This window comes from Halovibrio variabilis, assembly GCF_007991175.1.
GTDB classification, from domain to species: domain Bacteria; phylum Pseudomonadota; class Gammaproteobacteria; order Pseudomonadales; family Halomonadaceae; genus Vreelandella; species Vreelandella variabilis.
Map to the genome: position 1 here is coordinate 1 of NZ_BJXV01000018.1, position 11,807 is coordinate 11,807.

The 11,807-nt window shown below is 53.9% G+C and carries 14 protein-coding genes and 1 pseudogene; 2 read left to right on the plus strand and 13 right to left on the minus strand.

The window, feature by feature from the left end; translation table 11 throughout:
* Nucleotides 1-361: 361 nt before the first annotated feature.
* Nucleotides 362-886, minus strand: a complete 525-nt coding sequence (locus HVA01_RS14420; RefSeq protein ID WP_146876110.1) for a helix-turn-helix transcriptional regulator — start codon at nucleotides 884-886, stop codon at nucleotides 362-364.
* A gap of 3 nt (nucleotides 887-889) precedes the next feature.
* The gene (locus tag HVA01_RS14425; protein ID WP_146876111.1) at nucleotides 890-1,159 is read right to left on the minus strand and encodes a hypothetical protein; all 270 of its coding nucleotides are present in this window, start codon (nucleotides 1,157-1,159) and stop codon (nucleotides 890-892) included.
* Between the two features lie 263 nt (nucleotides 1,160-1,422).
* Between HVA01_RS14425 and HVA01_RS14430 the strand changes: the two genes are divergently transcribed.
* Nucleotides 1,423-1,797 (plus strand): GFA family protein, encoded by a 375-nt coding sequence (locus HVA01_RS14430; RefSeq protein WP_146876112.1) that lies wholly within the window; start codon nucleotides 1,423-1,425, stop codon nucleotides 1,795-1,797.
* 78 nt (nucleotides 1,798-1,875) lie between these two features.
* Here the strand turns inward: HVA01_RS14430 and HVA01_RS17410 are convergent, their stop codons facing one another.
* The 5 genes from HVA01_RS17410 to HVA01_RS14450 all read right to left on the minus strand — a co-directional run bounded on the left by HVA01_RS17410 (nucleotide 1,876) and on the right by HVA01_RS14450 (nucleotide 5,697).
* Nucleotides 1,876-2,079 (minus strand): hypothetical protein, encoded by a 204-nt coding sequence (locus tag HVA01_RS17410; RefSeq protein WP_170243526.1) that lies wholly within the window; start codon nucleotides 2,077-2,079, stop codon nucleotides 1,876-1,878.
* Nucleotides 2,080-2,189: 110 nt separating this feature from the next.
* Nucleotides 2,190-3,350: an MFS transporter gene (locus HVA01_RS14435; protein ID WP_146876113.1), complete on the minus strand. Its 1,161-nt coding sequence runs from the start codon at nucleotides 3,348-3,350 to the stop codon at nucleotides 2,190-2,192.
* A 142-nt stretch (nucleotides 3,351-3,492) separates the two neighbouring features.
* The gene (locus tag HVA01_RS14440) at nucleotides 3,493-4,398 is read right to left on the minus strand and encodes a LysR family transcriptional regulator (RefSeq protein ID WP_146876114.1); all 906 of its coding nucleotides are present in this window, start codon (nucleotides 4,396-4,398) and stop codon (nucleotides 3,493-3,495) included.
* Entirely contained in the window at nucleotides 4,395-4,616 is a 222-nt protein-coding gene (locus HVA01_RS14445; protein WP_146876115.1) for an RpnC/YadD family protein, read from the minus strand. Before HVA01_RS14445 ends, HVA01_RS14440 begins: the two co-directional genes overlap by 4 nt.
* A gap of 67 nt (nucleotides 4,617-4,683) precedes the next feature.
* A complete protein-coding gene (locus HVA01_RS14450; RefSeq protein WP_146876116.1) occupies nucleotides 4,684-5,697 on the minus strand; it encodes an AraC family transcriptional regulator in 1,014 nt (337 codons plus the stop codon).
* Between the two features lie 80 nt (nucleotides 5,698-5,777).
* Between HVA01_RS14450 and HVA01_RS14455 the strand changes: the two genes are divergently transcribed.
* Nucleotides 5,778-7,010, plus strand: coding sequence for an MFS transporter (locus HVA01_RS14455; protein WP_146876117.1), 1,233 nt, complete (start codon nucleotides 5,778-5,780; stop codon nucleotides 7,008-7,010).
* 37 nt (nucleotides 7,011-7,047) lie between these two features.
* Here the strand turns inward: HVA01_RS14455 and HVA01_RS14460 are convergent, their stop codons facing one another.
* The 6 genes and pseudogenes from HVA01_RS14460 to HVA01_RS17515 form a co-directional block, all read right to left on the minus strand.
* A complete protein-coding gene (locus tag HVA01_RS14460) occupies nucleotides 7,048-8,286 on the minus strand; it encodes an SGNH/GDSL hydrolase family protein (RefSeq protein WP_218031560.1) in 1,239 nt (412 codons plus the stop codon).
* Between the two features lie 4 nt (nucleotides 8,287-8,290).
* Complete coding sequence (locus tag HVA01_RS14465; protein ID WP_146876118.1) at nucleotides 8,291-8,860, minus strand: TetR/AcrR family transcriptional regulator; 570 nt, start codon at nucleotides 8,858-8,860, stop codon at nucleotides 8,291-8,293.
* Between the two features lie 331 nt (nucleotides 8,861-9,191).
* Nucleotides 9,192-10,127, minus strand: coding sequence for a nucleotidyl transferase AbiEii/AbiGii toxin family protein (locus HVA01_RS14475; protein ID WP_146876119.1), 936 nt, complete (start codon nucleotides 10,125-10,127; stop codon nucleotides 9,192-9,194).
* On the minus strand, nucleotides 10,111-10,932 hold the full coding sequence (locus HVA01_RS14480; RefSeq protein ID WP_146876120.1) for a type IV toxin-antitoxin system AbiEi family antitoxin domain-containing protein: 822 nt from the start codon (nucleotides 10,930-10,932) through the stop codon (nucleotides 10,111-10,113). The genes HVA01_RS14475 and HVA01_RS14480 overlap by 17 nt, the downstream gene beginning before the upstream one ends.
* A 377-nt stretch (nucleotides 10,933-11,309) precedes the next feature.
* Complete coding sequence (locus tag HVA01_RS14485) at nucleotides 11,310-11,603, minus strand: RpnC/YadD family protein (RefSeq protein WP_218031562.1); 294 nt, start codon at nucleotides 11,601-11,603, stop codon at nucleotides 11,310-11,312.
* Nucleotides 11,604-11,617: 14 nt separating this feature from the next.
* Nucleotides 11,618-11,807: pseudogene (locus HVA01_RS17515) on the minus strand (IS30 family transposase); the annotation flags it as partial.

Below are 11,807 nucleotides of genomic sequence, written 5' to 3' on the forward strand. Positions count from 1 at the left end.
GGGGGGGGGGGGGGGGGGGTCGTGGACGTTTTTTCGATGGATACATTAATCGGATAGGGAAATGTGACTACACAGAAAGGGGCAGTCACTCGAACTGCCCTTCCGTTCTATGCGTGAACCGGGAATACGGAAATTAAAGCAGATTAGCCCTTACCTTCAGTGCGCAGTTCAGCCACTTCATCTAATGCAAGACCTGTCGCTTCAGCAATTTGCTCATCACTCAGCACCCCTAGCTTAAGCAGATTACGGGCTGTTTTTCTCAATACCTAACTTTTCGCCTTCCTGACGTTCTTGCTGTGCCCAATTTTCTGCCAACATGTCTTTATCCCCCACCAAACTGTTGAGCTGATTGAGCTGTTGGCTACGCTGTCAGCAACTCCATTTCCCCGCGGCTACGAACCGGGTGGCGAATCCCCTCTTTGGCTATATTCACTTCCAATGCCACTTTTGCAGTCTCCAGCACGCCAACATCAATTTGGTAGCCCCCTCGGGTCATTAACCAGTCAAGCACCTCCGCCAGGTGCCAGATTGAGGCACTGCCTTCGTGAACCGGCACAGGAAACGTCGCTCGGTGGGTGAGCATCAACTTCCGGATTGCCTGTCGGGAAATACCCACAACGTCTGCTACATCCGTCAGGCCAACAAGATCCGGCGAGGCCTCGATCAGCCGCGCGGAAGGGATCGCGCTTTTTACGTCAACCAGAGCACTGCGAACCGCCTCCTCGGCGCTGCCCGCTTCACGAGAGAATTCCAGCGCCAAGCGACCGGGCTGCCCCACACCGACGAGAGCGTCATCACAACCAGCGGCGCCCAATCGTTCCACGAGGGCATCCAAATCGCTGTCGTGGTCAGCCAATTGGTATTTCAGCGTAAAAATATATTCCATAACTCAATCCTCCGACTCCGTATCGCCCCGGCGCTGGTGAGTGGAGCACTTGTCCACCACCCTACGCAGCGCTCGTGCGTGACTACCGGGATTTCTCGGCGTGCTCCACACACTTGCGATACAGAACTCACCGCAGCGACATTCATCGTCATTGTAGGGGCAGTAGATCTTGCCCCAGGCATGACTACCACCCACCTCGACTCGCCAGCCCTCCTCTTCCGCATGCTTGAGGGCAGTTTCGATCTCTTTTTTCGGATGTGCTGGACGAGTCATTATTTGCCTCTGAGTATGAAGCCACCCCCAAAGGTTGTCAATTGACAACCTTTGATCGGCTATTCAAGTGCTTGCCTACGTTCATCTAAATAGATAGACCCAAGTGTCTTCTTCGGACCCCTAATAAAATTTAAGAAAGAATATCAGTGAGTGCAACACTTATCCTAGCGCTGGGTACTGGCATCAAATACGAACGAGACGGCAGCAAGACAAAACCGGAAGTGCCACCTATTTTGAATGTATGAATCTTCTGGAGATTGGCAATGAAGCAACTAACGGGTGGCTGTCTCTGCGGTAAGATCCGAATCGTCGCCAATGGCGAGCCGCTACGGGTAGGTATTTGCCACTGTATGGATTGTCGTAAGCATCACGGGGCGCTTTTCTACGCGGCGGCGGATTACCCCAAGCAAGCTGTCATTATCGAAGGCGAACCGCACAGTTATCAGGGGCGCTACTTCTGTTCGGCATGCGGTTCGTCGGTTTTTTCGGTAAGCGAGGAAGAAGTCGAAATACACCTTGGCGCCCTCGATTCACCCAATCAACTGAAACCGACGTATGAGCTTTGGAATATTCGCCGTGAACATTGGTTACCGCCCTTTCCTGCTGTAGAGCGATATGACCGGGATCGGGAAGGTTGAGCATGTTCAAGGACGGCCGTTTAGGTCAAAAGGTAATAGATCAGCGCTTACCTTCAATGCGCAGCTTAGCCACTTCATCTAACGCCAAGCCGGTTGCTTCAGCAATTTGCTCATCACTAAGCCCCCCAGCTTGAACAGATTACGGGCCGTTTTCTCAATGCCCAGCTTTTCGCCTTCGTCGATCTCAGCCCCGGGCCGCTGCAATGGCGTTTCGACATCATAGAAAGAAGGCCTTCCCTTAACGATAATGCTAAAAAGCCTTACCGCAGGCACTGCGCCCATGCCTATTGCTAGGATGGGCAGCAGCCTTAACTTTCCTAACGGCCTTAAAGCAAGACACATTAGACGGGACGCCCGAATTATCGGTCAACCTCCTTGACCGCCTAACGCAATCAACAGCTGGTTTTCATGACCAAATCACGTTTTTGGCGCACTGCATAAATCGCTATCAGTAAGCCAATACCCGTTGTGATTGCTCCTACCCAGTTTGGTGAAACTAAACCGTATCCAGCGTCAATAGCTGCGCCTCCCAGCCAGACGCCACCCGCAGCACCCAAGTTGAATGCCGAAATATTTGCAGCAGACGCTAGCGCTGGCGCACCTGTTGCTTTCTCCATGACATACATTTGTAACGGGGGTATCGTACCAAAACCAATAGCACCCAAAAGGAATACGTTGATTAAAGCCAACGGCTTAATGTGAATGGTGTAGGTGAACAATAAGAGCGTAAGCACTAACAATGCCAGCAGCGTTAAAATGGTAGGAGCCAACGCTTTGTCAGCGAACCTTGCCGCAACTAAGTTGCCTACGACCAACCCAATACCATAGATAGACAGTATCCAAGCCAGTGATTCTGGAGTAAAACCGGCAACGTCAGTCATCATGGGCGAGATGTAAGCGAAAGACGCCAGCAATCCACTGAAGCCGATAGCAGTGACGAGCAACGCCAGCCATACCTGAGGGCGCCTAAACACTGCAATTTCCTTAAGGACGTTACTGCGTTCGTTCGCCTGTTTTGGCACCAACGCCAACAAGCCGATGAACCCCACTCCCCCCAGTGCTGCTATCACCCAAAAGGCTGCTCGCCAGCCGAAATGTTGACCAAAATAAGTACCCAAAGGAACACCGATTACATTTGCTAGCGTCAAACCGGTGAACATTAACGCCATGGCACTCGCTTTTTTGTTAGGAGCAGCCACTTTAGTCGCTACGACTGCGCCAATTCCAAAAAATGCCCCATGGCAAAATGCAGAAAGAACTCGGCCAACCAGTAATTGCTGAAAGTTCACAGCCAGAGCAGAAACAATACTGCCGATAATGAATAAGAAGATGAGAAACAACAATGTGTACTTTCGATTAAAGCGCGTTAGCAAAATAGTTAAAACTGGAGCACTTACAACAACTCCCATCGCGTAGCCAGAGGTTAAATACCCAGCTTGTGGAATAGTGACGTTTAGATCACTGGCAATATCCTGCAGCAAACCTGTGGTAACGAACTCTGTTGTGCCTATAGCAAAAGCGCTAATAGCCAACGCCAACAATGCAAGTGGCATCTTTCACTCCCCCATGTATAGAAACTAATGGGGCAATAATGCATGACCATTTCAAACCATGCTATACGTTATCTGGAACAACACTTGTGAACGACTGTCAAAAAAGTAAATTATCGAAATATGAAACTTAAAATCCGGACAATCATATCTTAATTTTATTCTGGCAGAACTCTATAAGAAAATCGGAAAACATAGAGATACGCGCCGGCACGGGATTACGCATAGTGCGGACAATTTGGATGGGGGTAGCGGGCTCCTGCCATTCTGGAAGTATATTAATTAGCTCTCCTGACATGAGATATTTTTTTATACCCCATGATTCTCGCAAAGCCACACCATGCCCTTGAAGGGCCCAATTCAGCAACGCCCTCCCATCATCAGAAACCATTTCTTTTTTTACAGGAACTCTCTGCACCTCTCCATTATTGATATTTTCTAACGTCCAGTATGTTGAATTGAAGCCAGGGTAGCCAAAAACCAGGCCATTAAGCATAGAAATGTCCTGAGCATTTAAAGGAGGCGTAATTTTTTCCAGATAACCTGGCGAGCAAACCAAAATGCGATTTTGCTCAAAGGCTCTCCTTGCAACAAGCTGGGAATCTGAGAGCTGGCCTGAGCGGATTGCTATATCTATACCATCTGAATATAGGTCTACTACTCTATTGGAACTATCTAGATAAAAACTAATGCTAGGGTGGGATTTTTTAAATTTTTCAATAGCCTCTATCAGAAAATAATCATTAAACGTAGAAGGACTACTGATGGCAATGTTGCCGGAGAGATTTTCACGACCTTGCTCGGCAATATTAAACGCTTCATGAATGCTGCTTAGCCCTTTCTTAATGCATTCATAAATCTGTAGCCCTTCTTCAGTCACACGTATTCGTCTGGTACTTCTATCAAATAAGGTAACTCCCAGCGTACCTTCAAGCCTTTTTATCTGTTTACTGATAGCCCCGGCAGTAAGGTTTAGAGATCGTGCCGCACTTGAAAAATCACCGTTGTCGACTACACGTATAAAAGCTTCAAGATCATCAAGGTTTTTCATTCGGCATATTTCCATTCAACATAATCGATGCGCAGCTTAGCCACTTCATCTAACGCCAAGCCTGTCGCTTCAGCAATCAGCTCATCACTAAGCCCCCCCAGCTTGAGCAGATTCCGGGCTGTTTTCTCAACACACAGCTTTTCACCTTTCACAATACCTAACTTCTCACCTTCCTGACGTTCTTGCTGCGCCCAGTTTTCCAAATTTTCTGCCAACATGTCTTTATCCTCCACCAAACGGCTGATCTGACTGACCGTCGAGCTACACCACGATCACCCGCTACCACTACCGGTCTAGGCGTGCCACGCTTGAACCGGGCGCTTGACCGTGTCTCAATCTTCCCGGCGTCTGCCCTGTCGACCGCTTGAAAGCGCGACTAAAGGCGGCCTGAGAGCCGTAGCCCAGGCGCCAAGCGATCTGATCAATGGATAACTGCCGCTCGGCAATCCATCGCGTGGCCAAGCGCATACGCAGTTGGGTGACGTAGCCGAGCGGCGAGATACCCAGTGAGCTGCGGAAGCGTTCGGCGAACACCGAGCGCGAGCTGCCCGCCTCCGCCGCCATGGTGGCCACTGTCCAGTCACGCCCGGGCTCGCGGTGGACGGCGGCGATGACTTTGCCCAGACGCGGATCGCGCAGCGCCTCGACCCAGCCACCGATATCACCGCAGCCACACTCAACCCAGCCTCGCACGATGCTGGCGGCTACCACATCGGCCAACCGGGAGAGAATGCCAGCAGAACCGGCCCGTTTGAGACTTGCTTCGCGCGCCATCGCTTCCAGCATCGGCAACACCTCAGGATAGCGCGACAGCAGCGTCCCCACATGCATGACGTCAGGCATCATTGAGACCAGCGGTTGCATACCACCGAGATCGAACTGCATGCAGCCGCTGAATAGACGCACCGTTGGAGCGCCATCAGCAGTGTCCGGGCACTCGTTGACACAACTGAAGTTATCACACACCGGCAGTGAGTCGATCTGTTCGATGTCGCGACTCATCACCTCGGGCGAAGAAAGCAGGCAGTGCTGGCCACCGCGAGGCAGGAGTATGGCATCGCCGGTCTCCAGCATCTGTTCCTCGCCGCCGAGCCGCAGGATGACGGCCCCCCGGGCAATAAAGTGAAATTGCGCACAGTTGGCGTCGGTATCGAAACGAATGCCAAAGGGCGGCGCTACCTGGACATGCCGATAGCTCAACCCGGATAAGCGCATGCCAAGCATCAATTCGTTGATCCATTCGCTGGAGCTGATCTCAGAGCCGACCGTGGCGAAATTTTCGGACGTTTTATCAAACATACCGTACTCATAGTGATAGAGAGTCTTGAGGTAATACTTTAACCTACGCGTCATCCCAAGTCTTAATCGGAATTATCGAAATGACGGCATACGAATCTCAACACTCGACACACGAGTCGCAGACCCCATCGCGCTGGATCGCCGTGTTTTCGCTGACGATGGGCGTGTTCAGCCTAGTGATGGCTGAATTTCTGCCGGCCAGCCTGCTGACGCCGATGGCGGATTCGCTGATGATCAGTGCAGGTCAGGCCGGACAGGCCGTCACGGTCACCGCGGTGGTGGCGCTGCTCGCCAGCTTACTGGTGACCTCCGTCACACAGCGACTCGACCGTCGCCACGTGCTGCTGGCGCTCTCCGTGCTGATGATCGCCGCCAACCTGATCGTCGCATTCGCGCCGCATCTAGCCTGGTTGCTGGTCGGGCGGGTACTACTCGGGGTAGCGCTGGGCGGGTTCTGGGCGCTCTCTGCCGCCACGGTCATGCGGCTGGTGTCGGAACATGACGTGCCACGCGCGCTGTCGTTGCTGTTCACCGGCGTGCCCATTGCCACCATCAGCGCCGCCGCGTTGGGCAGCTATCTCGGCGACATGGTCGGCTGGCGAAATGTTTTTCTGCTGACGACGGCACTCTCAGGGCTGACGCTGGTGCTGCAGTACTTCACTCTGCCGCGGATGGCGCCTGGACGCCCGACGCCGCTGGGCACGCTGGTGAGCGTCATCAAGCGGCCGGGCATGGCGGTCGGCATCGTCGCCATTCTGCTTGTGTTCTGCGGCCATTTCGCCTTCTTTACTTATATTCGTCCGTTTCTCGAAGGCATATCCCGGATGGGTATCAACGAGCTCTCCTCGACCCTGCTGGCGTTCGGTGTCGCGAACTTTATCGGCACGCTGGCCGCGGGTTACCTGCTAGAACGTAGCCTGCGCCTGACGCTGCTGCTGATGCCGCTGGTCATGGGGGTACTGGGCTGGTTGCTGGCCACACTGGGCGGTTTCTCGATGGGCACCGATATCTTCATGGTGGCACTGTGGGGCTTCGCCTTTGGCGCCGTACCGGTCGCCTGGTCGACCTGGATCACCCGTGTTGTGCCGGATGAAGCCGAAAGCGGCGGCGGTCTCATCGTCGCCTCGATCCAGCTGGCGATCGCGCTGGGCGCCGCCATCGGTGGCGTGATGTTCGATATCAGCGGGGTGCTTGGCGTGTGCGCAACCGCCGGCACGCTATTGCTGGCCGCTGCCGCCCTGGTGCTCGTCGGCGTGAGAACGCGGCCTATTGCCTCTACCGATAGCGATGCCGTCGCGGCGGCCTGTCTGTAAAGAAGGGAGTCAGCAACGTCTTCCAGTGGTGCCGCGGTCAACTGGAACAGGGTGAACTGCTCAGCCGCGAACCGAGCGTCGATCGCGCCCAACCGGTCTCCGGTGCTCGCTCGACAAACCGCTGCCCTATCAACTGGTGCGCTTCCGGGCCAGGGTGCAACGCATCCGGCAGCGGCCAGCGCTGATGATCATCCGGACCATAAAGCTCGCAACCGTCGAGGTAAAACAGATGTTTGTCGGTGCTCATCCGTCGGTGGATCAACCCAGCCAACTGAGTACGGATCGATTGCAAGGTCAGCTTGCCGGTCGCGCTGTCCTCATCGTTACCCGTCGCCTGAAAGCGAATCTGGCCCTGCGCCAGCGCCTGGGCGTCGAACGCGCCCGGCCCCGGCGTGGTTTCGTGAATCGGGCAATACAGCGGTGATATCACCAACAGCGGCGTATACGGTTGTCGGTCACGGATCACGTCCAGAAACCCCAGCACCGCCGGTCCAAAGGCACGCGCCCGCATCACATCGCTGTTCACCAGGTTGATACCCAGCTTCAAACTGATCAGGTCGGCTTCGCTCTGGGCAATTACCCGAGCGATAAAGGGATCCAGTAATGCACTGCCGCTGAAACCGAGATTGACCAAATCGAGCCCCGTCTGCATCGCCACCTGCGCCGGCCAGATGCCCGCGGCACTGACGGCATTGGAACCCTGGCTGATGGAGCTGCCGTAATGCACCCAGACGGGTTGATCCGATTCGACATCGGCCTGCAATTCGGCGTCGCTGCGCAGATCGAACAGTTCAACGGTTTCGTTGTACGGCAGCCAGATGTCGACCTTCTTGTCGCCCTCGGGCAAACCATCAAAACGCAAACTGCTGATGTCGCCGCTTTGCTGGTGAGTCTTGCCGCTGCTTAGATCAAAACTGATTTCCGTGGCGCTCTTCGGTGTCGCCAGAGAATAGCATTGTCCATCGATGCACAGCTCAAACTGCCCCTCGGGTCGGCGCGGCATACCGGCATAGCCAAAACGGGTGACCCGGGTATTCAGCTCTATCCACCTGGCACGGGTACGCAGGGTCAGACGCACACCGGCGGGCATGGACTCGGCCATGGCAAGGCCCGGGTCTGAATAATAATCGCGCGCCCAGGCCGGCAAGCGATGCGGCACTAAAGCCTCCCGGCGATATTCAATATCGGCGGCGCCTTTGATCAAGGCGGATTGCATGGGGGTAACCCAATCGGCAGAAGACGTTGTCATCTTGGCTTCAAAGCGAAACTGGAACATGAAATCAGACCGGCCAATGTCGTAACGCTTGGTCGAGCGCGTCCAGAGTGCGTTCCCAGGAGATCTGCGCCTCGACTGCGGTGTGTGCAAAACCACCGGCCGATTCGAGTGTGGTGTAACCCAGGAAAACACTGCCCAGAAAGCGGATGGCGTGAGTCTGTTCGTTATCGCTCAGACCATAGGCTTGTAACACGGCACCCAGCATGCGCGACAACTTAACCCCAGAACTGGTGGCGGCCACGGTATCGCTCAGTGGATAACGAGCGGCGACAAAACGTCCCGGATGCGCCTGAGCATAATCGCGATAAGCGTTGGCGAGCGCGATCAAAGCATTTTTACCGGAGCGGCCGGCAATGGCTTCGCCAGCGCGGTCGGCTAGCTCATCAAGCGCCAACAGCGCCAAGCGGACTTTCAGGTCTTCAGAGTTTTTCAGATGGGAATAAAGACTAGCGACTTTGACGTCAAACCGACGGGCGAGCGCCGACAGTGTGACCTGCTCAAACCCCAGATCATCGGCCATTTCGGCACCGGCCTGAGTCAACTTGAATGCCGTTAAACCTGCGCGACCGGCCATAACACCGCCTCCTGAATCAACCGGCGTGCAGGCTATCCTACAGCCATTAGGTTTTCAATTAATACTTATAGTTTATAGCGAAAGACTCCGGAGACACCCATGCCGTATGAGCTTCGGAATATTCGACGTGAACATTGGTTGCCACCCTTCCCTGCTGCAGAGCGATATGACCGGGATCGGGAAGGTTGAGCAGGTTCAAGGGCGGCCGCGTAGGTCAGAAGGCAAGCAGGTAATACTTTTGCAATACCAGATGCTGAAAGCTAAATGAAGTGTATTAATGACTGGGATCGCCTAACTACTCTATTAAAACAAAGGCTCTCTCTCATTCTAATTACTCCGAGCAAAGCCCCGTCAACGCTTGTTCTAATTGAAGCCTATCTGCCCGACGCTTATCCTCAGAACGACGACCCAAATTCTGCAACTTGCGTTTAACGCCAGGCAGTTCGCGAGCCTGGGGCAGACCAATCAGACCAAATTCCGGCTGTTCATCTTCGACAGAGAGCAGAAATTCTCGCGAAGGCTCATCTATCCACTCAGCAAGACGTACCAATAGCCGTTCCCGATATTTCAGTAGCTCATGCGCAGTGACAGGCTCCGACGTCATGCCCTTAAAATGTGCCTGAAAAATATCTTCAAAATTCTTAGGTATCTGCGGCTCAAGAATTTCCCAGGCGGGTTTTGGACTACAGGTCAAATAGACCAGGAAAGTGTACCAAAGCGCCCTATCAGCTCGCTTGTCATCCAGTAATAGTCCTACATCGAACAAGTCGCGTGGGTGCTGACGCGATAATGCTGCTGCCAGTTTTCCTGCATACAAATCGGCAAAACTCAGCACCTGTGCAGAAGCAAACCCAAACGCCTCCTCCACCACCGGCCGAACATCCATCTCACGTACTGGATGCACCGTGCCCCGCATGACTGGCGTGGTTTCAATCTGCACAAGTGCCCTGCCGCGACTGACAATCAACCGCGTGATACCTTGACTGCCTTGACTCGCCGACGGCTGCACACGCATTGTTTTTGATTGAGTCCGTAATGCATCAGCCAGCATGTTCAGCGCATTATCAATCGCGGCGGCGTCTTCAGCGAAACCGTGGGTCGGCAGCCATGTAAGATCGATATCCACTGATAGTCGAGGGAGGTCGTGCTCGAACAGATTGATCGCCGTTCCGCCCTTCAATGCAAAGCGTGGCTCCAGTGACAACACCGGGAGAATATCTACCAGCAGCTGTACGCGGTCGGTGTAGCGTTTATCCCAAGTGCTCATCCAAGTCCCTCGGTAACGTGACCTGATAAGTCGGGTGTAGACGACCACCGGGCACCAGAACGCGTTTACCGCTGCCGAGATCCACCCCATCTAACGAGATTCGTTTTAGCCATGCATGCTGGTACCGATCCGCCAAGGCGAGAAACAGTCGCTTGGCCTTGATGCTGCTGCAATGGCGCAGCAACGCCGTCACGCGCCGTGGGCTCAGTGTTGCTAAACTCTGCATAAGCGTATCAGCTTCGTAGACCAGCGCCGCGCCGGCGGGGCCATTGCACAGTTCCAGTATCGCGCGCTCTGGTGTAGAACAAACGATGGTTCCCGCACCAGAAAGCACCTCTTGACGCTTAAGGCCCTGCTCAAGCAACTGATCCTTCTGCATATCCGCAGTAAAATCCTGCAACGGCCAGACAAAGGGAGGCTTGCCGCAGAACTCAAACCGCTCAGGCAGAGCCAACTGGCTAAGCCAACCAGGCGGACGAGTAGCTCCGTAAAGCGTTACCGTGGCCGCTTCGCCCAGCCGCAGGTAGTGTTCATACCCTTGCATTGCCAACGCGAAGCGCCCACCGACGTATAACGCCAAGCCCTCCCATTCTTGCAAGCTCTGTAGTACGCCCTGCCACTGCAGCCGCCCTCCCTTTCTCAGATAGACGCCACGCGCCGGAGACACCAGCCAACCGCTGGCGACATAGCGCGCCACAAGGCTTCTCGAATAGCCATGCGCCTGCAGCCAGCGGCTGGAGACTAAATCAGAGTCTCCCAGGCTAGCTAGCAAGTGGTTTAATTTTGATGATTTTTGCTCACTCATAGTGAACATAATACGGATTTCAAAAACGCCGTCTAGTAATTTCGGGGTTTACCTAAAAGACTTTTTGATCACTATAAGTGAGCCTATTGGCTATATCCTGAACTCGCCCTCAAGAGTCGCTTACCCACGAGATTCAGCGACTGCCGTTTAAACCAAAAGGCAATCAGGTTGCGGCCACACCAGCTTGTCTGCTAAGCGCGCACTACTGGTTCACGTCAAACGGCTATTCATTACTGAATCTACACCACTGCATTAGGTTCTTTCGTGGCATGGGGAATGTCTGCCATTCTCAGCAGCCACATACAGAAAGGGCAGTCACTTGTGGACTGCCCTTTCGTTTAATGTGTGAAGCAGGAATACGGAAATGAAAGCAAGGATCAGCCCTTACCCTCAACGCGCAGCTTAGCCACTTCATCTAACGCCAAGCCTGTCGCTTCAGCAATCTGCTCGTCACTAAGTACACCCAGCTTGAGCAGATTACGGGCTGTTTTCTCAATACCCAGCTTTTCGCCTTTCTCAATACCCAGCTTCTCGCCTTTCACAATACCTAGCTTCTCGCCTTCCTGGCGCTCTTGCTGAGCCCAATTTTCCAAATTTTCTGCCAACATGTCTTTATCCTCCACCAAACTGTTGAGCTGATTGAGGTCGACCTCAGCCCCGAGCCGCTGCAAGTGGCGTCCTGAATTCAAGTAATAAGTGCAGCACCTGCGGTATCAAGGGCACCTGAGTACTCACCCAGGAACACCTGTGCCGGTGTTCGATAACCGAGCCGTTTTCTAGGACGGTCATTCAGCTTTTTGACGACCCTTCTTAGTTCGATATCTGTCACCTGCCGGAAGTCAGTCCCCTTGGGGTAGTACTGTCGGATCAGGCCG